Here is a 25891-nt window from a genome sequence, read left to right as displayed (position 1 = left end):
TTCGCACATTTTTACTGTGCAAAAGTAACGTATCTTTTGAAAAGTCACTCATTTATTCTAGAAAAATGTTACAATTCACCTTAAAAAAGATACAAAGCTTTCCTTCCGGATGAGAAATAATACACTTATGTAACACGGCAGAAACAGCCGTAAACAGGTCATTTATCGCTTTAACGACCTGTTGATAACTTCTTGAAAGTTTTTTATTTATTTATAGTTAGTATTTGTCGGGAAATATCTAATTTTACGCCTTGATTAATATAATAAGGTATTCCTAGCAAAAAACGGACTGATGAACGAGACTGAACAAACATATCACATTCCTGTATTACTGGAAGAAAGCATTGACGGAATGAACATCCAGCCGGGTGGTATCTATGTAGACATGACATTCGGCGGAGGAGGACACTCTAAAGAAATCCTGCGGCGCATGGACAAGGACAGCCGGCTGTTCAGCTTTGACCAGGACGAAGACGCCGAACGCAATATTGTGAATGACGAACGCTTCACATTCGTACGAAGCAACTTCCGATACCTCCACAACTTCCTGCGCTATTATGGTGTGGAAAAGGTGGATGCCATCCTGGCCGACCTGGGCGTTTCGTCGCATCACTTTGACGATTCGGAACGGGGATTCTCGTTCCGGTTCGACGGCAATCTGGACATGCGCATGAACAAACGGGCAGGTATCACTGCCGCAGACATCGTGAACACGTACGAAGAAGAGCGGCTGGCCGACTTATTCTACCTGTACGGCGAACTGAAGAACAGCCGGAAGCTGGCTGCAACCCTCGTAAAAGCACGCAGCAGCAAGAAGATCGTTACCATCGGAGACTTTCTGGATATCGTCAAACCGCTCTACGGACGCGAAAGAGAAAAGAAGGAACTGGCAAAGGTCTTTCAGGCACTGCGCATCGAAGTGAACCAGGAAATGGAAGCCTTGAAAGAAATGCTTTATGCGGCAACTGAGGCTCTGAAGCCGGGCGGCCGCCTGTCGGTCATCACTTATCATTCACTGGAGGACCGCATCGTGAAGAATGTCATGAAAACCGGCAACGCCGAAGGCAAATCCGTTCAGGACTTCTACGGCAACGTGCAGTCTCCTTTCAGACTGGTAAACAACAAGGTAATCGTTCCGACTGAGGAAGAAATCATACGCAACCCGCGTTCACGCAGTGCCAAACTAAGAATCGCTGAAAAGAAATAAAGACCGATGATTATGGAACAACAAGACGAGAAACGACAAGAAACTTCACATATCACCCTGCGAAGTATATTGGGTGGAGACATCCTGGCTCACGACTGGCTGAAGAGACAAGCCAAACTGCTTGTGCTCATCGTCATCCTGACGTTCCTGTATATCGACAACCGTTATGCCTGCCAGCAGGAGCTGATTGAGATCGACAAGCTGAAGAAAGAACTGACCGACATCAAATATGATGCCCTGACCATTTCTTCTGAACTGACAGAGAAGAGCAGACAGTCGCGCATTGAAGAATTTATATCCAAGGAGGGTACTCCGCTGGAAACCGCAGCCACCCCCCCCTATCTGATTAAAGAAAAGTAAGCATGATACCTGAACAGAAAAAAGTTATGTTGCGCTATACGACTCTCGTGCTGTTCTTTGCACTGATGTCCGTATGCATTATTGTGAAAGCGGGACTCATCATGTTTGCCGAAAGACAATACTGGAAAGATGTAGCCGACCGCTTCGTCAAGGAAAATGTGGCCATCCCGCCTACCCGGGGAAACATCATCTCTGCCGATGGCAAACTGATGGCCAGCAGCCTGCCCGAATATAAAATCTACATGGACTTCAAGGCCGGAGGCTATAAGAAGGATACCATGCTGATGAACCACCTGCAGGAAATCTGCGAAGGGCTTCACCAGATATTTCCGGATAAAAGCGCCCAGGAGTTCAGACGGCACATTCTCAAGGGAAGAAAACAAAAGAGCCGCAACTATCTGCTGTATCCCAAACGCATCTCTTACATCGAATACAAGGAAGTAAAGAAGCTTCCGGTATTCTGCCTCGGCAAGTATCAAAGCGGCTTCCATGAACTCAGCTTCAACCAGCGGAAGAAACCTTTCGGTTCGCTGGCCATGCGTACACTGGGAGACATGTATCCGGACATGGCACAAGGAGCCAAGAATGGTCTGGAGCTGGCGTATGACTCTTTGTTAAAAGGAGAAAACGGAATCACGCATCGCCAGAAGGTGATGAACAAATACCTGAATATCGTCGACAAGCCGGCAGTGGATGGCTATGACATCATTACGACAATCGATGTCAATATGCAGGATATTGCAGAAAAGGCTTTGGTGGATCAGCTGAAGAACCTTGAAGCACAATCCGGTGTGGCAGTCGTCATGGAAGTGGCAACCGGAGAAGTGAAAGCCAACGTGAACATGACCCGGGCCAGCGACGGAAATTATTACGAAATGAGAAACCTCGCCATCAGCAACCTGATGGAACCCGGTTCAACCTTCAAGACGGCATCCATCATGGTAGCCATGGAGGATAAATACATCACTCCTGATTATGTAGTCGATACCGGGAATGGTATTGTCAACATGCATGGCAGCAACATGAAAGACTGGAACTGGCATCATGGAGGCTACGGTCCGCTTGATGTAACTCACATTCTGGAATATTCTTCCAACGTGGGTGTTTCAACGATCATCGATAAATTTTACGGGAAAGATCCCCAGAAGTTTATTGACGGCTTGAGAAGAATGGACATTGATACTCCGCTCCACTTAGGCATTGCCGGTGAAGCCAGCCCGCGTATTCTGGGTCCCAAGGAACGTTCTTACTTTGCCCGGACCACTTTACCCTGGATGAGTATCGGATATGAAACGATGTTCCCGCCGATCTACATCCTGAACTTCTATAATGCCATTGCCAATAATGGTGTCATGGTAAAGCCTAAGTTCGTAAAAGCCATTGCACGCGACGGAGACATTGTCGAAGAGTTCGAAACAGAAGTGGTCAATCCCAAGATTTGTTCGGACACTACCCTGATGTATATCCGGGAAATTCTGAAGAAAGTGGTTTCTGAAGGTCTGGCCAAACAGGCCGGAAGCAAGCAGTTCTCCGTTTCAGGAAAAACCGGAACGGCACAGATTTCCCAAGGTAAGGCGGGATATAAAAGCGGTAAGACCAAATATCTGGTCAGCTTCTGCGGTTATTTCCCATCCGAAAATCCGAAATACAGCTGCATCGTTTCCATCGAAGGTCCTAACGGATATCCGTCCGGAGGTGTACAGGCCGGAAGCGTGTTCAGCCGCATTGCCGAACGGATCTATGCAAAGCATCTGTACAAGGATCTGGCCGAAGCCAAGGATTCTACTGCCATATTCATCCCCGACGTGAAAAACGGTGATCTGAAAGAGGCTGCCTTTATCCTGCAGCAACTGAATATCGCCAGCAACGGAAGCAGTATTCCGCAAGGAAAGAATCCGGTTTGGGGAAAGGCAACACATACTGCGAACGAGGCAGAACTGAAGAAGATGACAACAAACAAAAAGCTTGTCCCCAACGTAAAAGGCATGGGAGCTAAAGATGCCGTATACTTATTGGAGAGTTACGGGCTGAGAGTAAAACTTTCAGGTCTGGGAAAAGTCAGTGCACAAAGTATCCAGCCGGGAAGTTACATACATAAAGGACAAACCATATCATTAACACTAACAAACTGAGAATACAATGAAACTGGGAAATATACTGCAGGCCATTACTACAGGAATGGTCAAAGGCAATTTGGATAAAGAAATAAGCGGAATCCAGATGGACTCCCGTCAGATTAAAGAAGGTGACCTTTTTGTCGCCGTCAAGGGTACACAGACTGACGGACATGCTTACATCGGAAAAGCAATCGAAAAGGGTGCGACAGCCGTAGTATGTGAAACGCTGCCCGAAACCTTGTCAGAGACTGTAACCTATATACAGGTTAACGACTCGGAAGATGCGGTTGGCCGTCTGGCTACAACTTTTTATGGAGATCCGACCTCGAAGCTGGATCTGATCGGAGTAACCGGAACAAACGGAAAAACGACAATCGCCACCTTATTGTATAATATGTTCCGCAAATTCGGCTACAAAGCCGGACTGATCTCCACGGTTTGCAATTACATTGACGGCGAAGCAATCCCTACAGATCACACTACCCCCGACCCCATCACACTGAATCAGCTGCTGGGACGGATGGCGGATGAAGGTTGCAAGTATGCATTTATGGAGGTAAGCTCTCATGCTGTTGCCCAAAAGCGGATCGGAGGCCTGAAATTTGCAGGAGGTATCTTCACCAACCTGACACGCGACCACCTGGACTATCACAAGACTTTTGAGAATTATCTGAAAGCAAAGAAGGCATTCTTTGACGGTCTTCTCAAAACAGCTTTTGCCCTGACAAATGCCGACGACCGCAACGGACTGGTCATGACGCAGAATACAAAAGCTAAAGTGGCAACCTATTCGCTCCGCTCACTGGCAGATTTCAAGGGTAAGGTGCTGGAAGATGGTTTCGAAGGAATGTTGCTGGATATCAACAACCGGGAAGTAAACGTCCAGTTCATCGGACGCTTTAATGCTTCTAACCTGCTGGCTGTATATAGTGCTGCATGTCTGCTGGGAAAACAACCGGAAGATGTTCTGCTCTTGCTGAGCACACTGCGTCCTGTTTCCGGACGTTTTGACTCACTCCGTTCAACGAAGGGTTATACTGCGATCGTAGATTATGCACACACTCCCGATGCCTTGACGAATGTTCTGAATACAATTCATGAAGTTCTGAACGGCAGAGGAAAAGTCATCACCGTCGTAGGAGCCGGAGGAAACCGCGACAAGGGCAAACGCCCGATTATGGCTCAGGAAGCTGTTCGCCTCAGCGACAGAGTCATCATTACTTCCGACAATCCGCGCTTTGAAGAACCGCAGGATATCATTAATGACATGCTGGCCGGCCTCAAGAGCAATGATATGAATAAGGTGCTTTCCATTACAGACCGCAAAGAGGCTATCCGCACAGCCTGCATGCTGGCTCAAGCCGGAGACGTGATCCTGGTTGCAGGAAAAGGACACGAAAACTATCAGGACATCAAAGGTGTAAAACATCATTTTGATGACAAGGAAGTTTTGAGTGAAATTTTTAAGAATGAAAACAATCAAGAATAAATCAGACCAAGATGCTATACTATTTATTCAGATACCTTGAACAATATGACTTCCCGGGAGCACGTATGTTTGGCTACGTGTCTTTCCGCTCATTAATGGCAGTCATTCTTTCTCTGCTGATTTCTGCAATCTTTGGTGAATATTTCATCAAACTGTTGAAGCGGAAGCAGATTACGGAAACACAGCGGGATGCTTCTATCGATCCGTTTAATACGAACAAGATCGGGGTTCCGACCATGGGAGGAATCATTATCATTGTTGCGATCCTGATTCCCTGCCTTCTTTTGGGAAGACTTCACAACATTTATATGCTGCTGATGCTAATCACCACCGTCTGGCTGGGTACGCTTGGCTTCCTGGATGATTATATCAAGGTATTCAAGAAAGACAAGGAAGGGCTTCACGGCAAATTCAAAATCATTGGTCAGGTCGGACTGGGACTGATTGTCGGCCTAACGCTTTACCTCAGCCCGGATGTAGTGATTCGGGAAAATGTGGAAATCCAGCGAGACGGACATGTGGTGGATGTGATCCATAAATCACACGATGAGAAATCTACCAAGACAACGATTCCGTTCTTTAAAAACAACAATCTGGACTATGCTGATTTTGTCGGATTCATGGGAGAACATGCACAGACAGCCGGGTGGATTGTCTTTGTACTGATTACGATCTTTGTGGTAACAGCTGTTTCGAACGGCGCCAACCTGAACGATGGTATGGACGGCATGGCAGCTGGTAATTCAGCAATTATAGGAGTAACGCTCGGTATCCTGGCATATGTCTCGAGTCACATTGAATATGCAGGTTATCTGAATATCATGTATATCCCGGGAAGTGAAGAACTGGTAATCTTCATCTGTGCTTTCATCGGAGCCCTGATCGGTTTCCTGTGGTACAATGCTTTCCCGGCTCAAGTATTTATGGGTGACACCGGAAGTCTGACTATCGGCGGTATTATCGCTGTATTCGCCATTATCATCCACAAGGAACTCCTGATTCCTATTTTATGTGGTATATTTCTGGTGGAAAACCTGTCCGTCATCCTGCAGGTTAAATATTTCCAGCGGGGAAAACGGAAAGGACGTAAGCAACGCGTATTCAAACGTGCTCCGATTCACGACCATTTCCGTACGACTCTGGCCCAGTTGGATCCAAACTGCACTTACCTGATCAAGAATCCGGCAAGTGTATTCCATGAGTCAAAAATTACGGTCCGCTTTTGGATTGTAAGTATTGTGTTAGCAGCTATTACGATTATAACTTTAAAGATAAGATAAGATCATGGCAAAGAGAATTGTCATATTAGGAGCTGGTGAAAGCGGCGCGGGAGCTGCCGTACTGGCAAAGAAACAAGGCTTCGATACCTTTGTATCAGACATGTCCCAAATCAAGGACAAGTATAAGAAGATGTTGGATGAAAGAGACATTCCATGGGAAGAAGGCCATCACACGGAAAGTCTTATCCTGAATGCCGATGAAGTTATCAAGAGTCCCGGCATTCCCAATGATGCACCTCTGATTCTGAAACTGAAAGAACAAGGTACACCCATTATCTCAGAAATTGAATTTGCCGGCCGATATACGCAGGCAAAGATGATTTGTATCACAGGCAGTAATGGCAAGACGACGACAACCTCACTGATTTATCACATCTTTAAAAAGGCAGGACTGAACGTCGGACTGGCCGGCAATATCGGACAGAGCCTTGCTTTTCAGGTGGCAAAATGCAATTATGACTATTATGTCATTGAATTAAGCAGTTTCCAACTGGATAACATGTACAAATTCCATGCTAATATCGCCGTGCTGATGAACATTACGCCCGATCATCTGGACCGTTACGGATATCAGATGCAAAACTATGTAGATGCCAAGTTCCGCATTATCCAGAACCAGACCGATGCTGATGCATTTATCTTCTGGAATGACGACCCGGTTATCCAACGGGAATTGCACAAATACGGCATACACGGCCATTATTATCCATTCGCAGAAAAAAGAGAAGAAGGACTGGCTGCTTTCGTGGAAGAAAACAAGGTCTATTTCACGGAACCGATAGCTTTCAATATGGAACAGGAAGAATTGGCTCTTACGGGTACACATAACCTGTTCAATTCCATGGCTGCTGGAATCTCTGCCAATATCGCAGGTATACGGAAAGAATGTATCCGTGAAGCGTTGAACGACTTCAAGGGAGTGGAGCACCGCCTGGAAAAAGTTTGCCGCGTACGAGGAGTAGAATACATCAACGACTCCAAAGCAACAAATGTCAACTCTTGCTGGTATGCCCTGCAAAGCATGAAGACCAAAACGGTTCTCATTCTGGGAGGAAAGGACAAGGGTAACGACTATAATGAAATAGCTGATCTGGTTCGGGAAAAATGTTCCGGTCTGATCTTCATGGGACTGCATAATGAGAAACTGCACGACTTCTTCGACGGTTTCGGATTGCCGATTGTTGACGTACAAAGCATGAAAGATGCAGTCGATGCAGCCTACCAGATGGCTAAGAAAGGTGAAACCGTCCTGCTTAGCCCCTGCTGCGCAAGTTTCGACCTGTTCAAAAGTTATGAGGACAGAGGCGACCAGTTTAAAAAATACGTAAGAGAACTCTAATAAACCAGAGATGGACCTGTTAAAGAATTTATTCAAGGGAGATAAGGTTATTTGGATCATATTCCTTTTTCTCTGCCTGATATCCATTGTAGAAGTATTCAGTGCATCAAGTACACTGACCTACAAGAGTGGTGATCATTGGGGACCTATACGTTCCCATATGATTCTGCTCTTTATTGGGGCAATCGGTGTTTGGATTATTCATAATATCCCTTGCCGCTGGTTCAAGACATTCATTGTTGCGCTTCCGCTTTCATGGTTACTTCTCCTGGGGGTTTTATTGCTAGGAGCTTTGACCAATGGAGCCAGACGATGGATCGACCTGGGCTTTTTCCAGTTTCAGCCTTCTGAAGTTGCAAAGATGGCAACAATCATTTCCGTTGCTTTCATATTGTCCAAAACCCAGGAGGAAAACGGAATAAACAAAAAAGCCTTTAAGCTGATTTTAGGAATTACAGGCGCAACGTGTCTGCTTATCGTCACCGAGAACCTTTCAACAGCAGTACTGCTGGCAGGAAGCGTTTATCTGATGATGTTCATAGCCCGGGTTCCATTTAAACAGATGGCAATGCTGACCGGATGTGGCCTGGCTGCGATTCTTTTGGCTTTCAGTACAATCAAATATGTTCCGGCTTCTGCATGGGACACCATCAAACTTCACCGAATGGTTACCTGGCAAAGCCGACTGAACAACCATTTTGATCCTGCTGAAATCCCTGCTGCCAAGTTTGATATTGACGGAGATGCTCAGGTTGCTCATGCCAATATTGCCATCGCCACCAGTCACATTCTTGGGAAAGGACCGGGAAACAGTGTGCAGCGTGACTTCCTCTCACAGGCCTTCTCTGATTTCATCTACGCAATCATTATTGAAGAACTCGGACTTGTTGGAGGAGCTTTTACGGCCCTGCTCTACATCGTTCTGCTGATGCGAATAGGTAAAATTGCAAGGAACTGTGACAAGCCCTATTATGCTTACCTCGTCATGGGCTTCGGCATTATCATTGCCCTTCAGGCAATGTTCAATATGATGGTAGCGGTAGGTCTGATGCCGGTAACCGGACAGCCTCTTCCTCTGATCAGTAAAGGAGGATCCTCCACTTTGGTCACATGTGTTTACATCGGCATGATTTTAAGCATCAGCCGTCATGTCTATGAGCTCAAGAAACAAAAAGAAGAAGAGGAGGCCCAAAAGCAAGAAGAAGTTCAACAAGCAGCTCTTTCTCTGCTACAAAGTGCAACCTCTCTGGCAAAGCAGAATCTAAAAGAGTCAGACAGCGAAGTTTCTGAAGAAAAAATCAGTGAACGAGAAATAAAGAATGACAATAGGCTTGAAATTTAAATGAACTCTAATTCCTATTTTTCAAGTTTATTCCTAACTTTGCAGGAAATAGTTTATTTATGAAAAAAAATATACGCATAATCATCAGTGGAGGCGGAACCGGAGGTCATATATTCCCGGCAGTCTCCATAGCCAACGCCATTAAAGAACAGCATCCCGAAGCAGAAATCCTTTTCGTGGGCGCAGAAGGCCGTATGGAGATGCAACGCGTACCGGCTGCCGGTTATCAGATCATCGGATTACCTGTAGCTGGTTTCGACCGGAAACACCTGCTCAAAAATATCAGTGTACTCATTAAACTCATGAAAAGCCAGATAAAGGCCAGACGAATCATCAAAGAGTTTAAGCCGGATGCTGCAGTCGGTGTAGGCGGATATGCCAGCGGACCGACACTAAAAGTTGCAGGAAGCATGGGTATTCCAACCTTGATTCAGGAACAGAATTCCTATGCAGGAGTTACCAATAAACTATTGGCCAAAAAAGCATGCAAGATCTGTGTTGCTTACGAAGGCATGGAACGTTTCTTTGACAAGGAAAAAATTATTCTGACCGGTAATCCTGTACGACAAAACTTGCTTAACCAACAAATGTCACGGGAAGATGCCATCCGTTCTTTTAACCTCGACCCGACAAAGAAAACAGTCTTGATTGTAGGAGGAAGTTTAGGAGCACGCACCATCAACAATTGCGTACTAAACGGATTGGATCAGATCAGACAGTCTGGTGTACAGTTTATTTGGCAAACAGGAAAGTTCTATATCAATGAGGCCAAGGAAAAAGTAGGCCAGGCAGAGAACTATCCGATGCTGCACACAACAGACTTCATTACAGACATGGCTGCCGCATACAGCGCCGCAGATTTGGTCATCAGCCGGGCCGGTGCCGGATCTATTTCCGAATTCTGTCTGTTAGGAAAGCCTGTTATCTTAGTTCCATCGCCCAATGTTGCAGAAGATCATCAGACAAAGAATGCGTTGGCACTGGTCGCTAAAGATGCTGCATTATATATCAAAGATGCTGAAGCATCGGAGAAACTGCTGAAAACAGCCATTGAAACGGTGCAGCAACCGGAAACTTTAAAGAAATTAAGTACAAATATAGCTAAGCTGGCTTTCAAAGACTCAGCAAATACCATTGCTGAGGAGGTATGGAAACTGGCACTTAAATATAGAGAAAATCATGAACATTAATATATTGAAAGCAGTATACTTCATCGGTGCCGGAGGTATCGGCATGAGTGCATTGGTTCGCTATTTCTTGTCTAAAGGCAAGAAAGTAGGCGGTTACGACCGTACGCCAAGCGAACTGACCGAAAAACTGATTGCTGAAGGAGCTGCCATTCATTATGAGGAAAATGTATCTGCCATTCCAGAAGACTTTCTGGATCCGGAAACAACCTTGATCGTTTATACACCTGCTATTCCTGCTACACATAAAGAATTTGTTTATTTTCAGGAAAAAGGTTTCAATATACAAAAGCGGGCACAAGTTCTCGGAATGTTGACCCGTACAGAAAGAGGATTATGCGTTGCCGGTACACATGGCAAGACCACAACTTCTACCATGGCTGCTCACCTGTTGCATCAGTCTCACATTGGATGTAATGCTTTCTTAGGAGGTATTTCCAAAAATTATGGAACGAACCTGCTCCTTTCAGACAAAAGTGACTTTGTTGTCATCGAAGCTGATGAGTTCGACCGTTCCTTTCATTGGCTCACTCCATATGCAACAGTAATTACTGCAACAGACCCCGATCATCTGGATATTTACGGTACTGAAGAAGCCTATCTGGAAAGTTTCCGCAAATATACGTCTCTGATACGCCCGGACGGTTTCCTGATCATACATAAAGGATTAGCAATGCAGCCTGACGTACAGCCCGGAGTAACAACTTACACATACTCCATAGAAGAAGGGGATTTCCATGCAACTAACATCCGTATCGGAGGGGGTGAAATCCAGTTTGATTACATTTCTCCGCTGGGAAACATCTGCGATATACGGTTGGGAGTTCCTGTGTATGTCAATATTGAGAATGGAATCGCCGCTATGGCTTTGGCACAAATAGCCGGAGCAACCGCTGAAGAGATAAAGACTGCCATGGCAAGTTTTGGAGGAGTAGACCGTCGTTTTGATTTCAAGATCAAGAACGATCATCTGGCTTTCCTGAGTGATTACGCTCATCATCCGGAAGAAATCCGGAAAAGCATTACTTCCCTCAAAGCACTTTATCCGGACCGGAAAATCACAGCAGTCTTCCAGCCTCATCTGTATACACGAACACGCGACTTCTACAAAGAGTTCGCCGAAAGTCTGTCCCTGCTCGACGAAGTGATCCTACTGGACATCTATCCGGCACGAGAACTTCCCATACCGGGAGTTACCAGCCGGTTAATATATGACAACCTGCGTCCCGACATGGAAAAAACATTATGTACCAAAGAAGAGCTTCTTGACCTGTTGAAAAAGAAACATCTTGAAGTACTGGTTACCCTGGGAGCCGGAGATATTGACAATTTTGTACCACAAATTTATGAAATGCTGAAAGACCGATGATCAAACGAATTCTCATACTCTGTACACTGCTGCTGATTTCGGCTTACCTCGTGTTGGCCGTTACCGCTTTTAATGGCAAACCCGACAATCGGATTTGCAAGGGTATGGAATTGGTTGTCAAAGACAGTGTCAATTTCGGATTTGTAACTCCAGCTGAAGTAAAAGCTCTGTTAAAAGCCAAGAAGCTGTCTCCGGAAGGAAAACCTTTGAACAGCATCAATGTTCGCAGACTGGAAGAAACACTTGACAAGCATCCGTTTATCAGCGATGCAGAGTGTTACCTGACCTCCGGAGGTAAAGTCGGCATTGAAATCTATCAGCGCATTCCTCTGATGAGAATCATGAGTGACAATGGCGACAATTATTACATCGATCAGGAAGGTAATATTATGTCAGCCCCCGGAAAGCCGGTTCATGTCGCTGTAGCTACAGGATACATAGACCGCAAGTTCGCTCAGGAAGAGCTTCACAAGCTGGGAAACTACCTTCAGGCTGATCCCTTCTGGAGTGCACAGATTGAACAGATTCATGTCACTCCCAAACTGGAACTGGAACTTGTTCCCCGTGTGGGAGACCATATACTGTTTTTAGGAAAAGCAGGAAACTATGATGAGAAGTTTAGAAAACTGCGTACATTCTACGAAGAGGCGCTGAGCCATGTAGGATGGAACAAGTACAAGCGAATCAGCATAGAATTTAATAATCAGATTATTTGTACCAAAAAAGAGAAGTAAGATATGGCAGCAACGGATTTTATAGTAGCAATCGAACTGGGATCTACAGAGATAACAGGCATTGCAGGCAAGAAGAACGCGGACGGAAGTATCCGAATCCTGGCATACGCCTCCGAACGTTCATCAGATTGCATCAAGAAAGGCGCAATCTACAATTTGGATAAAACAACACAATGCTTGACTTCAGTCATCAAGGAACTGGAGGAGACGCTGCATGCCCCCATCCGGAAAGTATACGTAGGTATCGGAGGGTTGTCTGTCAGAAGCATACGCAATACAGAATCCAAGCAACTGGGAGAAGACACGAAAATCTCACAGGCACTGATTGATTCCATCATGCAAAGCAACCGGGAAATCCCTTTGATCGACCGGGAAATTCTGGCCGTAGAGCCACAGGAATATAAAGTAGGAAACAATTTGCTCACCGAACCGGTAGGTGTTCCCGCTGATTATATCGAAGGACATTTCCTGAACATCATTGCCCGCCATTCCCTCAAAAGCAATATCAAGCAATGCTTCAAACAGACCGGTTATGAAGTCGCCGATTACTTCCTTTCTCCTTTGGTTACAGCCAACGTGGTTCTAAGCGACAGTGAACGCCGTTCCGGATGTGCACTCATTGACTTCGGAGCCAATACAACAACGGTTTCTGTTTATAAGAACAACATACTGCGTCATCTGGCGGTAATCCCGTTGGGTAGCGAAAATATCACTCAGGACATCTGCAGCATGCATTTCGAAGAAGAAGAAGGCGAACAGCTGAAACTGCGCTTCGGAAGTGCTTACACAGAACTTTCCGACAACGACGAGGAAACAAACCGCAGTTATAACCTGGACGGTCGTTGCACCATCCCGGCACGCCAGCTGGAAGATATCGTGGAAGCCCGCGTTAATGAAATTATCACCAACGTATGGAATCAGATCATGGTTTCCGGCTATGGAGATAAACTGTTGGGCGGAGTTGTCTTCACCGGAGGTATGACTAACCTGCCGAATCTGGACAAGGCTTTCACTCACATTACAAAGATCGAAAAGATCCGTATTGCAAAATCTTCCGAAATCAGCCTCGAAGGAGATATCGAACTGCCACAGGATGGTACTCAGAACACACTGATCGGAATCCTGGCATCTGGAAAAGAAAACTGCTGCCGCATTGATCCGAGAAAGGGTGTTCAGCTGAGCTTCACCGAAGATCTCCAGCAAAAGGAAGCAGAAGCCAAGCGGAAAGAAGAAGAACGCAAGCTCAAGGAAGAAGAAGAAAGACGTCAGGCGGAAGAAGCTGAACGCAGACACCGTATTGAAGAAGAAAAGAAACGTCAGGAAGAAGAACGGGCCATGAAGCGTCAGAAGGAATATGAATCCTATATGGAACGGGCCCAAAGCCTGCTGGGAAAAAAGAACTATAAGGCAGCTCTTCAGGAAATTGAACATGCAAGAGCCATGAATCTCCCTGAAAAGGCTGAAGAAATCAATGTGCTGGAAGACGAAATCAAGGCACAAAAGAAAAAGAACAGCTGGTTTAGCAACCTGACTGAAAAAATAACCAAGATGTCAGACGACATCATGAAAGATTGAGAAAAGAAAACAGAGTATTCACCGTATAAATAAAGAGGAAGAATTATGTCTGATGAACTTATGCCCTTCACTTTCCCGGAAAGTGGCACATCGAGCATCATTAAAGTGATCGGTGTAGGCGGTGGCGGCGGTAATGCTGTCAACCACATGTATAGAGAAGGTATCCACGACGTTACGTTCGTGGTCTGCAATACAGACAATCAGGCGCTCGAAGAGTCGCCTGTCCCCCAGAAAATCCAGCTCGGAAGCGAAGGCCTCGGTGCCGGTAACCGTCCGGAACGTGCGCGTGCTGCTGCCGAAGAGAGCCTGGAAGATGTAAAGGAAATGCTGAACGACGGCTGCCGGATGGCCTTTATCACAGCCGGAATGGGTGGAGGTACCGGAACCGGTGCTGCACCGATTATTGCCAAGACTGCCAAGGAAATGAACATCCTGACAGTAGGTATTGTTACAATCCCCTTCGTATTCGAAGGCAACAAAAAGATCGACCAGGCCCTGGACGGCGTGGAAGAGATGAGCAAACATGTTGATGCCTTGCTGGTGATCAACAACGAACGCCTGCGCGACGTTTATTCCGATATCAGCGTAATGAATGCATTCGGTAAAGCCGATGACACACTCTCCATCGCAGCCAAGAGCATTGCTGAAATCATTACCTTGCGCGGTACGATCAACCTTGACTTCAACGACGTCAAGACCGTTCTGAAAGACGGAGGCGTCGCCATTATGAGTACAGGCTTCGGAGAAGGAGAAGGCCGTGTTACACAGGCCATCACAGATGCTCTTCACTCTCCGCTGCTGAACAACAACGATATTTTCAATTCGAAGAAAGTGCTGTTCGTCATCACCTATAGCCCCAGCAGCGAACTGATGATGGGTGAAATGGATGAAATCCACGAATTCATGAGCCGCTTCGGTAAAGACGTGGAAACCAAATGGGGTCTTTACATTGACGACACGCTGAACGACAAAGTGAAGTTCACGATTCTGGCCACCGGTTTCGGCATCAAAGACGTACCGGGAATGGACAGCGTATTGGAAAAGCACTCTCAGGAAGAACAGAAACGCCTGGAAGAGCTGGAAGAAGAAGAACAGAAAAAAGAAGAACGCCGCGGTGACTATTACGGAAAGAGCATTCTGAAGAACAGCAACCGGAAACGCCGTCACAATCTGTATGTCTTCACACAGGAAGACCTGGACAATGACGATATCATCAGTATGGTAGAAACCACACCGACATACAAGCGTACAAAGGCTGTTCTGGAAGCCATCCAGTCAAAAGCTACGGCAGAAGACAAGATGACTCAGAAACTGGAAAGCAATGAGTCAGGAAGTATGACCATTACTTTCTAAACCACTCGGATTCAACAACTAATGTAATTATAAGAACTATGGATTTATTTGATCAGATCAGCAACGATATCAAAGAGGCCATGAAGGCCAAAGACAAAGTAAAACTGGAAACCCTGCGCAATGTCAAGAAGTTCTTTCTGGAAGCAAAGACAGCACCGGGAGCCAACGATACTCTGACCGATGACGCTGCATTGAAAATCATGCAGAAACTTGTCAAACAAGGAAAAGATTCTGCTGCCGTATACGAACAGCAGGGACGTGCAGACCTGGCTGAAGCCGAACTGGCTCAGGTAAAAGTAATCGAAGCTTACCTGCCCAAACAGCTTTCGGCTGAGGAACTGGAAGTCCGTCTGAAAGAAATCATTGCCCGCACCGGAGCAACTTCCGGCAAGGACATGGGTAAAGTCATGGGCGTAGCTTCCAAAGAACTCGCCGGACTGGCTGAAGGACGCGCAATCTCTGCCAAAGTAAAAGAACTGCTGGGATAAGGATTCCTGAAAGATATTTTTATTAACCCTTCAGGGAAAGCCTGTTTGTAGTGCTCTTGTCAAAAGAGACAACTATAAACAGGCTTTTTTGATATTTTCCTGTTCTCATACTTGTCAATCCGCAAGGATTCATTACATTTGTCTGCAAAACTCCGGATTCCAGACGAAATATGTTAACCCGATGAGATCCGGAAAACCGAAAAACTCAATTAATAAATCTTTTTATGGTCAAACCTTTTTTAGAAACACGTCAAGTGGTAAAGCGATACGCCAGCCACACTGCACTGAACGGAGTCAGCATTCAGGTACCTGAAGGTAAGGTGTTCGGACTACTGGGCCCCAACGGAGCAGGCAAAACTACCTTGATCCGCATCATTAACCGTATCACGGCTCCCGATTCCGGAGAAGTATACTTCAACGGTCACCTTTCACGGCCGGAAGATATCTTCCACATCGGATACCTGCCCGAAGAACGGGGACTGTACAAGAAAATGAAAGTAGGCGATCAGGCCATTTACCTGGCCCAGCTGAAAGGACTGAGCCGCAGTGAAGCGACTGCCCGCCTGAAGAAATGGTTCGAAAAGTTTGAAATCACCCCATGGTGGAACAAAAAACTGGAAGAACTGTCCAAAGGTATGCAACAGAAAGTGCAGTTTATCATTACCGTGCTCCACAAACCCCAGCTGCTGATCTTCGACGAACCTTTCTCCGGATTCGATCCGGTCAATGCTGAATTGCTGAAACGGGAAATTCTGGAACTGAAAAATCAGGGACACACCATCATTTTCTCTACCCACAACATGGCTTCCGTGGAAGAAATCTGTGACAACATTGCACTGATCAACCATTCGGAAGTTGTGCTTCAAGGTAACGTCAACGAAGTACGAAGCCGCTTCAAGTCGGATACATACACCCTGTCTGTACGTGCAGACCATCCCCTGAAAGACACCGCGCTCTTCCAGGCTACTCTGACACAAGCATCCGGTAACGAAAGCCATTACACGCTGCGTAAGTTACAGGAAGTTTCCAACTCCGATCTCCTGTCGGAAGTGGGACAGCAGGCCGAAATCCTCTCCTTCTCCGAATGCCTGCCTTCCATGAACGAAATCTTCATCCGTACGGTAGAAGGTAAAAAATAACTTAAACCATCAGCAAACATGAACAAGACATTTATCATCATACAGCGCGAGTTCATGAACCGCGCCAGTAAAAAGTCATTCATCCTACTGACCATCCTCATGCCCTTCATCTTTGCAGCTACCGTTCTGCTTCCGGTCATGCTGGCCATGGTGAAAAGCGACGAAGCCAAGGAAGTGGTAGTCGTTGATCAGACAGGAAAATATCTTTCCCAGTTCCAGGACAACGAATCCTATCATTTTGTACCGGGCAGTGAAATGAAAGAAGAATACCGCACCGACACATCCGGCGTCAGTGCCGTTGTGATGATTACCGACGATCTGATCAAAGATCCGTCAGCAGCCGTCATCTATTCACGCAAGGAAATCCCCAACAGTCTGTCGCGCATCGTAAACGAAGCTTTGAATACCCAGATCCGCCACGACAAACTGATCCACTACAACATTCCACAATTGCAGGACATTATGAAGGATTTCGACCAGACCTATTCCATCCGTACCGTCAAATGGAGTGAGGACGGAAGCGTACAGGAATCCAACTCCGGCCTGGCAACCGCATCGGGCATGATTCTGACCATCCTGATCTACATCTTTGTACTCAGCTACGGAGGAATGGTCATGCAGAGTGTCATGGAAGAAAAGACCAACCGCATCGTAGAGCTGATGGTTTCATCCGTCAAGCCCTTCCAGCTGATGATCGGTAAGATTATCGGTATCGGTCTGGTAGGAATCGTCCAGCTTTGTATCTGGGGAATCATGCTGACGGCCATACTGGCTGTTGCCGGAAGTATGCTCGGCATAGCCGCCCTTCAGTCGCCCGACACCGCACAGATGATGGCCATGGAAGCCCCCACAAGCGATGCCGCTTCACTGGTAGCTGCCCTTCACAACCTGAATCTGGCAAAGATGGGAACGCTCTTTGTACTCAACTTTGTGGGAGGCTATCTGATCTATGCCTCCATCTTTGCTGCCATCGGTGCCTCCATCAATGAGCAGGAAGACTCACAGCAGTTCATCATGCCCATCACGCTGCTGATGATATTTGCACTCTATGCTGCCATTGCCAGCGGTGACAATCCCGACGGCCCCCTGGCACAATGGTGTTCCATGATTCCCTTCACCTCGCCCATCGTCATGATGGTACGCGTCCCCTTCGACGCACCGATGTGGGAAATCCTTCTTTCACTCGTCATCCTTTACGGTACAGCACTCGGCATGATCTGGATTGCCGGAAAAATCTACCGCATCGGCATCCTGATGTACGGCAAGAAACCGTCACTGAAAGAAATGATGAAATGGATCACCTATAAATAAAACGGTTATACGAAAAGCTCCTGAAGAACAGGAAGAGACTTCAATTCGGGAAAATCCGGCAGATGAAGCCGGTAATATTCATTGATGATCTCCAGGCAACGGTTACGTTCTCTCCGGCTCATGGCAAACAAATGCATGGTTTCATAATTCATACGCATCAGCAGACTGATATGTGAAGCCTCCTGCGGACCGACATACATGCCATGCCGGGGAGACTCCGCTACAAAACAAGCATTCAGCAGGTCAAAGCAGTCCCCTTCGGCATATCCTTCCACATTGGGATACAGTCCGAGGAAACGGGAGAGACGCATCAGAAAGACCAGATGGAAATTGGCAAAGTTCGTATCACAGGCATCCAGCCAAAGAACAGAATGAACCAGATAAGCAAAAAGCGGAGCATTTTCGGCCTCTTCCTTCAGGGCACGATACAGAAACTCTGCCAGGAAAAGGGCAATCGCCGACTTATAAGGATCATAAGGCAATGACTGAAAGGGCTGCCAGGATTTCGCTTCCCGTATGGGGTGAAGCCCGGAACGCGGACGGATATCCGCTTCGAACTCTACAAGCGACAGGGGTTGAAACAGCAACCCGTTGACAGCCGACTTCCGCGAACGCGATGCCGGGATGAGGAAAGACATCCGTCCTCCCTGCTCCGTATAAATATGGACAATATTCGACTTGTCACTATATTTCACGGTATGCAAAACGATTCCTTTTGACTTGCGCAACATACTGCCTGCAAAGATAACCGAATAAAAAGGCATTCCGGATGCATTTAAGCAGAAAAATGCGAAAAAAAACAGCAAATGTTTTGGTAGAATGAAAAATCTTCCTACCTTTGCATCCGCAAACGAGAGATACAGTCCTCGAAAGCCAGTCAGGAAAATCGCCTGAAATCAAGGAAGGCCCGTTCGTCTATCGGTTAGGACGCAAGATTTTCATTCTTGAAAGGGGGGTTCGATTCCCCCACGGGCTACATAATAAACAAAATCACGAACAATATTAAAGATTAGTCGAGATGGCAAATCACAAATCATCTATCAAAAGAATCAGACAGGAAGAAAAAAGAAGACTTCACAACAGATATTATGCCAAGACAATGCGTAACGCTGTGAAGAAGCTTCGTACAACTACTGACAAAGCAGAAGCTGTAGCTTTGTTGCCGAACGTACAGAAAATGCTGGATAAGTTGGCAAAACGCAACATCATCCACAAGAACAAAGCTGCAAACCTGAAGTCTAAACTGGCTGCACACATCAGCAAACTGGCTTAAGGAATTGCTTAGCGTAAAAGAGATAAGAAGGCTGGATTTATAAATCCAGCCTTTTGTCGTTTTATCCCCTCCCATCGCCATTATCCCCCGTTTCCACCCTCACACAGGCATCACATAAAAATAGTTTAAATCGTTGAAATCTCGTAGTTTTTTAGTAACTTTGAGCACTTTATAACAACTAGAAGAGTTAATAGAAAAATGAGTGAAGAACTGACACCTAACAGCGGCAGCAACTACTCGGCCAGCAACATCCAGGTACTCGAAGGCCTGGAAGCCGTACGTAAGCGTCCCGCCATGTACATCGGCGATATCAGCGAAAAAGGCTTGCACCACCTGGTTTATGAAGTCGTGGACAACTCCATCGATGAAGCACTCGCCGGATATTGCACACATATAGAAGTAACAATCAACGAAGACAACTCCATCACAGTACAGGACAACGGTCGAGGAATCCCCGTGGACTTTCACGAGAAAGAAAAGAAGTCCGCCCTGGAAGTCGTAATGACCGTACTCCATGCCGGAGGAAAGTTCGACAAAGGTTCCTACAAGGTGTCCGGCGGTCTGCACGGAGTCGGTGTTTCCTGTGTGAACGCCCTGTCCACTCACATGACGACCAATGTCTTCCGCGGAGGTAAAGTCTACCAGCAGGAATATGAATGCGGAAAGCCGCTTTATCCGGTAAAGGAAGTCGGAACCTGCGCTCCCGGCATGACCGGTACACGCCAGACTTTCTGGCCCGACGGCAACATCTTCACCGTAACCGAATATAAATACAGCATCCTGCAGGCCCGCATGCGTGAACTGGCATACCTGAACAAAGGTATCACCATCACCCTGACCGACAAGCGCGTGAAGGAAGAAGACGGCAGCTTCAAGCAAGAAGTATTCCACTCAGAAGAAGGAGTGAAAGAATTCGTACGCTTCCTGAACTCTACCAACACACCGCTTATTGACGATGTCATCTATCTGAACACCGAGAAACAGGGCATTCCTATCGAATGCGCCATTATGTATAACACCGGATTCCGCGAAAACCTTCACTCGTATGTCAACAACATCAACACCATTGAAGGCGGTACACACGAAGCCGGATTCCGTACGGCACTGACCCGCGTACTGAAGAAATACGCCGAAGAAAGCAAGGCTCTGGAAAAAGCGAAAGTGGAAATTTCGGGTGAAGACTTCCGTGAAGGTCTGATCGCCGTTATCTCCGTAAAAGTAGCTGAGCCGCAGTTTGAAGGTCAGACTAAAACCAAGTTGGGTAACAACGAAGTAAGCGGAGCCGTAAACCAGGCCGTAGGCGAAGCCCTGACTTACTATCTGGAAGAACATCCGAAAGAAGCGAAGGTTATTGTTGACAAGGTAGTACTTGCCGCAACAGCACGTATCGCGGCACGCAAGGCCCGCGAATCCGTACAGCGCAAGAGCCCGATGGGCGGAGGCGGACTTCCCGGAAAACTGGCAGACTGCTCAAGCCGCAATCCGGAAGAATGCGAACTCTTCCTTGTCGAGGGAGACTCTGCAGGCGGATCAGCCAAACAAGGACGCAGCCGTCAGTTCCAGGCCATCCTGCCCCTGCGCGGTAAAATCCTGAATGTAGAAAAAGCAATGTGGCACAAAGCTTTCGAGAGTGACGAGGTGAACAACATCATCCAGGCACTGGGCATCCGTTTCGGAGTAGACGGAGATGAAGACAGCAAGAAAGCCAATATCGATAAGCTGCGCTACTATAAGATCATCATCATGACCGATGCCGACGTCGATGGATCTCACATCGATACCTTGATCATGACCCTGTTCTATCGCTATATGCCCGAAGTCATTCAGGGAGGACACCTCTACATTGCCACTCCCCCGCTCTACAAATGTTCAAAAGGCAAAATCAGCGAATACTGTTATACCGATGAAGAACGCCAGGCCTTCATGCAGAAGTACGGCGACGGCTCCGAAAATGGTATCCACACCCAGCGATACAAAGGTTTGGGTGAAATGAATCCGGAGCAGCTGTGGGAAACCACCATGAATCCGGAAACCCGCATGCTGAAGCAGGTACACATTGAAAACGCCGCTGAAGCCGACTACATCTTCTCCATGCTGATGGGCGACGATGTAGCTCCGCGCCGCGAATTCATCGAGAAAAATGCAACTTATGCCAATATTGATGCATAAGGTGTTTTCTTTTCATAATTTTAATTTTTAAAATCCATCCTCGCATCTTACAGTTGAGGATATCCCCGGGGATCCACATCTCCGGGGATTTTTATTTTTACCCTCACCATCCCCCTCCAGAAACGACCTCCCGGAATCGACCGTATAATGCGGCTGAATCGACCGCACGATTCGCCCCCAACGACCGCATAATCTGGCCTCAACGACCGCACGATTCCTGGGCAATGACCGCACGTTGTCAGGGCATCCTGCAGATACCTTCACCAGAGCGAAAATAGCCCGCGGGCTTTTTAAAAAATGTTTCGGCGTTTTAAAAAAAGACTTCGGGATTTGATATAAAACGTTTCGGCATCTTCTCTCCCGGTCAAATTCATCGAGAAATTGATTAGGATAAACCCTAAATATCCCGAATTTTACAATTTTTTCATTTCAATCTTTTTGCAACAATTCAGCTTCTTTAGAGCCAGAAAACACCGCCCATCCGGCATTTTTTCCCGAAAAACAGCCCGATTTGTCTATTTGTACGTGCATTTATACGCTTTGACAAGCGTCTAAACACACAATTGCGTACGTTTGCAACAGGTAAAACGAAAAACCAATTTATAAACCTTAAAATAATGAAAGGAGAAACGAAGACCCGGACATGAAACTTGAACACTTGGATTAATGCCTGTCTAAGATAGGCAAACCGTAGCACATTTGCAAGAGAAATTCAAACAAACATTATTATTAATAATACTAACTTATTTAATTATTATGAGAAAGAAATTTATTGCAGTGTATGCCTTAATGGCCGTACTTGCACTCGGTTCCACTACTTTGACTTCTTGTGTTGATGACACTGAATCAGCATCAGTAACTGCTATGCGTGATGCCAGACTCAGACAATTACAAGCTCTGGCAGATCAAGAAGAATCACAAGCTAAAATTGATGCTATTACAGCTCAGATGAAAGAAGCTACAAGTGAGGCAGAATTAGCTATGCTTAAGGCACAATATGAACAGCAACTTGCCAATTATCAACAATTGAAAGCCATGGCAGAGCAGCAAATGGCAACCGGACTGAATCAATATCAATCTAAGTTGTATAATGATTACAAGAATGCTATTGACCAAGTAAATGACCTTGCTGGTGAAATTGCTGAACAAAGCCTTGATCTGATTGAACTGAAAGCAGACTCTTCATCAGCTGCTGCCTATGCACAGGAAGAGATCATTAAAGCTAACCGAAACATCGCTTATCAGGAAGCTTTGAAGAATAATTATGAAGCACTTGCTGCCACTGATATTGAAGAACTGAAAGCTAAAGAAGCAGAAGCAGAAGCTGCCAAAACAGAAAAAGATAAGGCTTTATCCTTAGCTGATAATTCCAAGACAGAAGCAAATAATGCCTTCACAAATGCAAAGGCAGATATTATTCGTCGCTATGTTTATCAACAAACAATTAATAACGAAACCGTAACTAAGATATCTGAAACTAAGCCATCAAGTAGTACGGATTATGAAACTTTGGAACCGACCAATGAGGTAGCTTTAGCAGCCTACACATTAAATGATTTGGGCAATAGCGGTGACATTACGAATTGGAATACAAATATTGCTACTACAAAAGAAGTGAAGGTTTCTGAAGAAAGCACAACATCAATTAATCAGTTTGAAATTCTGGCAAGTACTTTATCTCAAGTTACTCGTAAGGTAGAAAGCATGGTAAAGGGTGCTACTGATGATTTGGGAACTGAAGGAGATAAATCTGACAAAAATACAGCATGGGGTAGACATCAGCAATTGGTAGAAGCACTTGAAGCTGCTCAGAAAACATACAATGATGCGGTTAAAGCAGACCCCAAGGGAGACCACTCCAGTCTTTTAAATTCTGTAAAGGATGCACAGGAAGCAGTTGATACTGACCTGGAAAAAGAAGTGAACAAGCAGGGAAATAATACTTTATTATATTACCAAAAGGAAGCTGAAAAAGCAGAAGCTACACAAACTAAATTCAATGAAGCTGTTGCTGTCTTTAACGATGCTACCAAGTACAAAGCTTATACAGACCGTGTTGCTGCTATTTTGGCCAAGGAAGGAAAGGCTGTAGATGCTGCCAAGGATGCTTATTGGGATGCAATGCAGGAACTTGCTATAGCAGAAGCTAATGTTGAAAGCATAAACAATCTTATCGCAGACACAATGGATCCTGAAACATTAATTGCAGATTGTGATACTCAGATTGCTCTGGAAAAAGAAACTCTGGCAATAGCAGAAGCATTGATTTACAATGTTAATGCTGGAGGAGCATCAGCTACTGAAAGAGAAGCAGCTTATGCAGATCTAATTGAAAATGCAGAAAAGAAGATTGAGTATTGGGAATCTAAGAAAGAGTTGCTGCAGAAGATGGCTGAACAATACAAATCTCAATTGGAAGCCTCTCTTAACAGTGGTTCTGCAGAATAATAGCTTATGCTAGCAACGCTAATAGATTAAAGTTTAAAAGTTCGGGGAATGTTTTCCCCGAACTAACATAAAAAAATAAGAATATGAAAATTAAGAAACTTTTAATATTAGCCGCTCTCCCAATGATTGGACTTGCTGCCAACGCACAGGAAAAAGGACCTCAGAAGAATGATTTCACAGTTGCTGCTACATTGAGCTATAACAATAGCGTAATGGGAGAAGCTGCTGGCAGATCTTCTTCTTATAAACTCGAAGCCGCCTCAACTAATTGGAATGACAAGAATTTGTCTGTGGGTATCGAAGGTGGTTGGTTTTTCCTGGATGAATGGAAACTGGTTTTAGGAGGCGGAATGAACATCAGCAAACGCCCGGGTTGCGTAGGACTTCCGGGAAGTGGTTATGAATATGGTGATGTTCCCGAATATCAAGCTGTAGACGATGAAACTTTTGTACAATTTAATGTATACACAGGTGTAGATCGTTACTTCAAAACGAAAGTCGATGGTTTATATCTCTATGCTGGTGCAAGAATTGGTTATGCTTACGGGCGTAACTCTTCTTACACGGATGATGAGTATAGCATGGGCAAATCAATTGGTGAAGCTTTCAACATCCGCGGTGCATTGACCGGCGGTGTAGAATATTACATCACTGACGGACTGTTTGTAGGTGCACAGGTTGATCCGTTCGCTTACACTTATAACAGTACATTGATTAAGCCTCAGGCAGGATTAAGCAATTTACAGGCAAAGAATCATAATTTTGGAATCTTAGCCGCTCCGACCATCAAGATTGGCTTCAAGTTTTAAGAAGCACATAAATAAATTCAAGTTAAATTCAAGTTTTAATAAGTAGAAAGGCCCGGCTTCGCTGCGACAGCGAGGCCGGGCTCTTTTTATCCCGTCAGGAAGAAAACAGTCTTTCTCCCCCAATCATTTATCCGAGTGTTGTCTCTCCTTCGATGTATTGCTCCAGGAAAAAGTTTTCTCCGTCAAAAACGGCATACGAGAAGTCATTGATCCAGTCGCCCAGAATGGTGAGACGCGTATTCCGCGTCAGCATCAGATCGAGCATGATGTGACGATGGCCGTAGATGAAATAGTTGATATCCGGATGATTCTTCAGGTATTCTTTGGTATAAAGCACCAGAGGTTCCTTGTCCTCACCCATGTAGTCCGGCTCGCGGCCGTTCTCACGCTTCATGCGGCTGTGCTTTGCCCACTCCAGTCCGAAGTCGATGCTCCAGCGCGGATGAAGTGCAGAAAACATCCGCTGCAGCAGTTTGCTGTGGAACATGGCACGCAGGAACTTGAATTTGCGGTCATGATCTCCCAGTCCGTCACCATGGGCCAGATAAAATTCCTTGCCGTAAATCTCGCAGGTGAGCGGTTCGCGATGGATCGTCACGCCACATTCCTTTTCCAGATAATCACCACACCAGATGTCGTGGTTGCCAATAAAAAAGTGTACTTCCACTCCTTTGTCTGTCAGTTCAGACAATTTTCCCAGGAATCGTGTATAACCTTTGGGGACGACCAGCCTGAATTCATACCAGAAATCGAACATATCACCAAGCAGGTAAACAGCCGATGCGCGGTCTTTAATGCTATCCAGAAAATTCACCAGTCTCCGCTCCTGGGTACGTCCGTGCGGAATTGCCCGTGAGCCCAGATGGGCATCCGAGAGAAAATAAACATTCTTCATCGCTTGT

21 protein-coding genes and 1 tRNA gene are annotated in these 25891 nt (G+C 45.9%); 20 read left to right on the top strand and 2 right to left on the bottom strand.

Annotation, left to right across the window (positions count from 1 at the left end; genetic code table 11):
* Nucleotides 1-292: 292 nt before the first annotated feature.
* The 15 genes from rsmH to BACCOPRO_RS05845 all read left to right on the top strand — a co-directional run bounded on the left by rsmH (nucleotide 293) and on the right by BACCOPRO_RS05845 (nucleotide 18290).
* Nucleotides 293-1207 carry a 16S rRNA (cytosine(1402)-N(4))-methyltransferase RsmH gene (gene rsmH / locus BACCOPRO_RS05915; protein WP_008141837.1) on the top strand — a complete coding sequence of 305 codons (915 nt, stop codon included), beginning with the start codon at nucleotides 293-295 and terminating at the stop codon, nucleotides 1205-1207.
* 12 nt (nucleotides 1208-1219) lie between these two features.
* On the top strand, nucleotides 1220-1567 hold the full coding sequence (locus BACCOPRO_RS05910; RefSeq protein ID WP_022276774.1) for an FtsL-like putative cell division protein: 348 nt from the start codon (nucleotides 1220-1222) through the stop codon (nucleotides 1565-1567).
* Between the two features lie 2 nt (nucleotides 1568-1569).
* Entirely contained in the window at nucleotides 1570-3699 is a 2130-nt protein-coding gene (locus BACCOPRO_RS05905) for a PASTA domain-containing penicillin-binding protein (protein ID WP_008141835.1), read from the top strand.
* 7 nt (nucleotides 3700-3706) lie between these two features.
* On the top strand, nucleotides 3707-5173 hold the full coding sequence (locus BACCOPRO_RS05900) for a UDP-N-acetylmuramoyl-L-alanyl-D-glutamate--2,6-diaminopimelate ligase (protein WP_008141834.1): 1467 nt from the start codon (nucleotides 3707-3709) through the stop codon (nucleotides 5171-5173).
* A gap of 11 nt (nucleotides 5174-5184) precedes the next feature.
* Nucleotides 5185-6453, top strand: coding sequence for a phospho-N-acetylmuramoyl-pentapeptide-transferase (mraY, locus tag BACCOPRO_RS05895; RefSeq protein ID WP_008141833.1), 1269 nt, complete (start codon nucleotides 5185-5187; stop codon nucleotides 6451-6453).
* Nucleotides 6454-6457: 4 nt separating this feature from the next.
* Nucleotides 6458-7792 carry a UDP-N-acetylmuramoyl-L-alanine--D-glutamate ligase gene (gene murD, locus BACCOPRO_RS05890; RefSeq protein WP_008141832.1) on the top strand — a complete coding sequence of 445 codons (1335 nt, stop codon included), beginning with the start codon at nucleotides 6458-6460 and terminating at the stop codon, nucleotides 7790-7792.
* Between the two features lie 10 nt (nucleotides 7793-7802).
* Nucleotides 7803-9134: an FtsW/RodA/SpoVE family cell cycle protein gene (locus tag BACCOPRO_RS05885; protein ID WP_008141831.1), complete on the top strand. Its 1332-nt coding sequence runs from the start codon at nucleotides 7803-7805 to the stop codon at nucleotides 9132-9134.
* Nucleotides 9135-9193: 59 nt separating this feature from the next.
* Complete coding sequence (gene murG, locus BACCOPRO_RS05880; RefSeq protein ID WP_008141830.1) at nucleotides 9194-10324, top strand: undecaprenyldiphospho-muramoylpentapeptide beta-N-acetylglucosaminyltransferase; 1131 nt, start codon at nucleotides 9194-9196, stop codon at nucleotides 10322-10324.
* Nucleotides 10314-11690, top strand: a complete 1377-nt coding sequence (locus BACCOPRO_RS05875) for a UDP-N-acetylmuramate--L-alanine ligase (RefSeq protein WP_008141829.1) — start codon at nucleotides 10314-10316, stop codon at nucleotides 11688-11690. Before murG ends, BACCOPRO_RS05875 begins: the two co-directional genes overlap by 11 nt.
* Nucleotides 11687-12424, top strand: coding sequence for a cell division protein FtsQ/DivIB (locus tag BACCOPRO_RS05870; protein WP_008141828.1), 738 nt, complete (start codon nucleotides 11687-11689; stop codon nucleotides 12422-12424). The genes BACCOPRO_RS05875 and BACCOPRO_RS05870 overlap by 4 nt, the downstream gene beginning before the upstream one ends.
* A gap of 3 nt (nucleotides 12425-12427) precedes the next feature.
* Nucleotides 12428-13999: a cell division protein FtsA gene (ftsA, locus tag BACCOPRO_RS05865; RefSeq protein ID WP_008141827.1), complete on the top strand. Its 1572-nt coding sequence runs from the start codon at nucleotides 12428-12430 to the stop codon at nucleotides 13997-13999.
* Nucleotides 14000-14044: 45 nt separating this feature from the next.
* Entirely contained in the window at nucleotides 14045-15352 is a 1308-nt protein-coding gene (ftsZ, locus tag BACCOPRO_RS05860) for a cell division protein FtsZ (protein WP_008141826.1), read from the top strand.
* Between the two features lie 38 nt (nucleotides 15353-15390).
* Complete coding sequence (locus BACCOPRO_RS05855) at nucleotides 15391-15840, top strand: GatB/YqeY domain-containing protein (protein ID WP_008141824.1); 450 nt, start codon at nucleotides 15391-15393, stop codon at nucleotides 15838-15840.
* A gap of 224 nt (nucleotides 15841-16064) precedes the next feature.
* Complete coding sequence (locus tag BACCOPRO_RS05850) at nucleotides 16065-16979, top strand: ABC transporter ATP-binding protein (RefSeq protein WP_008141822.1); 915 nt, start codon at nucleotides 16065-16067, stop codon at nucleotides 16977-16979.
* A gap of 18 nt (nucleotides 16980-16997) precedes the next feature.
* Nucleotides 16998-18290, top strand: coding sequence for an ABC transporter permease (locus BACCOPRO_RS05845; RefSeq protein ID WP_008141821.1), 1293 nt, complete (start codon nucleotides 16998-17000; stop codon nucleotides 18288-18290).
* A gap of 5 nt (nucleotides 18291-18295) precedes the next feature.
* On the opposite strand, the gene recO is transcribed toward BACCOPRO_RS05845, so the two are convergent.
* Nucleotides 18296-19021: a DNA repair protein RecO gene (gene recO, locus BACCOPRO_RS05840; protein ID WP_040311249.1), complete on the bottom strand. Its 726-nt coding sequence runs from the start codon at nucleotides 19019-19021 to the stop codon at nucleotides 18296-18298.
* Nucleotides 19022-19194: 173 nt separating this feature from the next.
* Between recO and BACCOPRO_RS05835 the strand changes: the two genes are divergently transcribed.
* From BACCOPRO_RS05835 to BACCOPRO_RS05815, 5 genes are all read left to right on the top strand, one after another.
* Nucleotides 19195-19266: transfer RNA gene (locus tag BACCOPRO_RS05835), tRNA-Glu, on the top strand.
* 42 nt (nucleotides 19267-19308) lie between these two features.
* Nucleotides 19309-19563 (top strand): 30S ribosomal protein S20, encoded by a 255-nt coding sequence (gene rpsT, locus BACCOPRO_RS05830; RefSeq protein WP_008141817.1) that lies wholly within the window; start codon nucleotides 19309-19311, stop codon nucleotides 19561-19563.
* Nucleotides 19564-19761: 198 nt separating this feature from the next.
* Entirely contained in the window at nucleotides 19762-21732 is a 1971-nt protein-coding gene (gene gyrB / locus BACCOPRO_RS05825) for a DNA topoisomerase (ATP-hydrolyzing) subunit B (protein WP_008141816.1), read from the top strand.
* A gap of 756 nt (nucleotides 21733-22488) precedes the next feature.
* Nucleotides 22489-24180, top strand: coding sequence for a hypothetical protein (locus BACCOPRO_RS05820; protein ID WP_008141814.1), 1692 nt, complete (start codon nucleotides 22489-22491; stop codon nucleotides 24178-24180).
* An 83-nt stretch (nucleotides 24181-24263) separates the two neighbouring features.
* Entirely contained in the window at nucleotides 24264-24989 is a 726-nt protein-coding gene (locus BACCOPRO_RS05815) for a BT1926 family outer membrane beta-barrel protein (protein ID WP_008141813.1), read from the top strand.
* A 127-nt stretch (nucleotides 24990-25116) separates the two neighbouring features.
* Here BACCOPRO_RS05815 and BACCOPRO_RS05810 read toward each other — a convergent pair whose 3' ends face one another.
* Nucleotides 25117-25884 carry a UDP-2,3-diacylglucosamine diphosphatase gene (locus tag BACCOPRO_RS05810; protein ID WP_040311248.1) on the bottom strand — a complete coding sequence of 256 codons (768 nt, stop codon included), beginning with the start codon at nucleotides 25882-25884 and terminating at the stop codon, nucleotides 25117-25119.
* Nucleotides 25885-25891 lie beyond the last annotated feature (7 nt).

This window comes from Phocaeicola coprophilus DSM 18228 = JCM 13818 (assembly GCF_000157915.1).
In the GTDB taxonomy this organism is placed as follows: domain Bacteria; phylum Bacteroidota; class Bacteroidia; order Bacteroidales; family Bacteroidaceae; genus Phocaeicola; species Phocaeicola coprophilus.
Note: the sequence above shows the minus strand (reverse complement) of the source record. Positions and strands in the feature narration are given on the sequence as shown.

What these genes read in the sequence shown, in the direction of transcription:
- rsmH (WP_008141837.1), top strand. Translation starts at nt 293, where the DNA reads ATGAACGAGACTGAACAAACATATCACATTCCTGTATTACTGGAAGAA.
- BACCOPRO_RS05910 (WP_022276774.1), top strand. Translation starts at nt 1,220, where the DNA reads ATGGAACAACAAGACGAGAAACGACAAGAAACTTCACATATCACCCTG.
- BACCOPRO_RS05905 (WP_008141835.1), top strand. Translation starts at nt 1,570, where the DNA reads ATGATACCTGAACAGAAAAAAGTTATGTTGCGCTATACGACTCTCGTG.
- BACCOPRO_RS05900 (WP_008141834.1), top strand. Translation starts at nt 3,707, where the DNA reads ATGAAACTGGGAAATATACTGCAGGCCATTACTACAGGAATGGTCAAA.
- mraY (WP_008141833.1), top strand. Translation starts at nt 5,185, where the DNA reads ATGCTATACTATTTATTCAGATACCTTGAACAATATGACTTCCCGGGA.
- murD (WP_008141832.1), top strand. Translation starts at nt 6,458, where the DNA reads ATGGCAAAGAGAATTGTCATATTAGGAGCTGGTGAAAGCGGCGCGGGA.
- BACCOPRO_RS05885 (WP_008141831.1), top strand. Translation starts at nt 7,803, where the DNA reads ATGGACCTGTTAAAGAATTTATTCAAGGGAGATAAGGTTATTTGGATC.
- murG (WP_008141830.1), top strand. Translation starts at nt 9,194, where the DNA reads ATGAAAAAAAATATACGCATAATCATCAGTGGAGGCGGAACCGGAGGT.
- BACCOPRO_RS05875 (WP_008141829.1), top strand. Translation starts at nt 10,314, where the DNA reads ATGAACATTAATATATTGAAAGCAGTATACTTCATCGGTGCCGGAGGT.
- BACCOPRO_RS05870 (WP_008141828.1), top strand. Translation starts at nt 11,687, where the DNA reads ATGATCAAACGAATTCTCATACTCTGTACACTGCTGCTGATTTCGGCT.
- ftsA (WP_008141827.1), top strand. Translation starts at nt 12,428, where the DNA reads ATGGCAGCAACGGATTTTATAGTAGCAATCGAACTGGGATCTACAGAG.
- ftsZ (WP_008141826.1), top strand. Translation starts at nt 14,045, where the DNA reads ATGTCTGATGAACTTATGCCCTTCACTTTCCCGGAAAGTGGCACATCG.
- BACCOPRO_RS05855 (WP_008141824.1), top strand. Translation starts at nt 15,391, where the DNA reads ATGGATTTATTTGATCAGATCAGCAACGATATCAAAGAGGCCATGAAG.
- BACCOPRO_RS05850 (WP_008141822.1), top strand. Translation starts at nt 16,065, where the DNA reads ATGGTCAAACCTTTTTTAGAAACACGTCAAGTGGTAAAGCGATACGCC.
- BACCOPRO_RS05845 (WP_008141821.1), top strand. Translation starts at nt 16,998, where the DNA reads ATGAACAAGACATTTATCATCATACAGCGCGAGTTCATGAACCGCGCC.
- recO (WP_040311249.1), bottom strand. Translation starts at nt 19,021, where the DNA reads ATGTTGCGCAAGTCAAAAGGAATCGTTTTGCATACCGTGAAATATAGT.
- rpsT (WP_008141817.1), top strand. Translation starts at nt 19,309, where the DNA reads ATGGCAAATCACAAATCATCTATCAAAAGAATCAGACAGGAAGAAAAA.
- gyrB (WP_008141816.1), top strand. Translation starts at nt 19,762, where the DNA reads ATGAGTGAAGAACTGACACCTAACAGCGGCAGCAACTACTCGGCCAGC.
- BACCOPRO_RS05820 (WP_008141814.1), top strand. Translation starts at nt 22,489, where the DNA reads ATGAGAAAGAAATTTATTGCAGTGTATGCCTTAATGGCCGTACTTGCA.
- BACCOPRO_RS05815 (WP_008141813.1), top strand. Translation starts at nt 24,264, where the DNA reads ATGAAAATTAAGAAACTTTTAATATTAGCCGCTCTCCCAATGATTGGA.
- BACCOPRO_RS05810 (WP_040311248.1), bottom strand. Translation starts at nt 25,884, where the DNA reads ATGAAGAATGTTTATTTTCTCTCGGATGCCCATCTGGGCTCACGGGCA.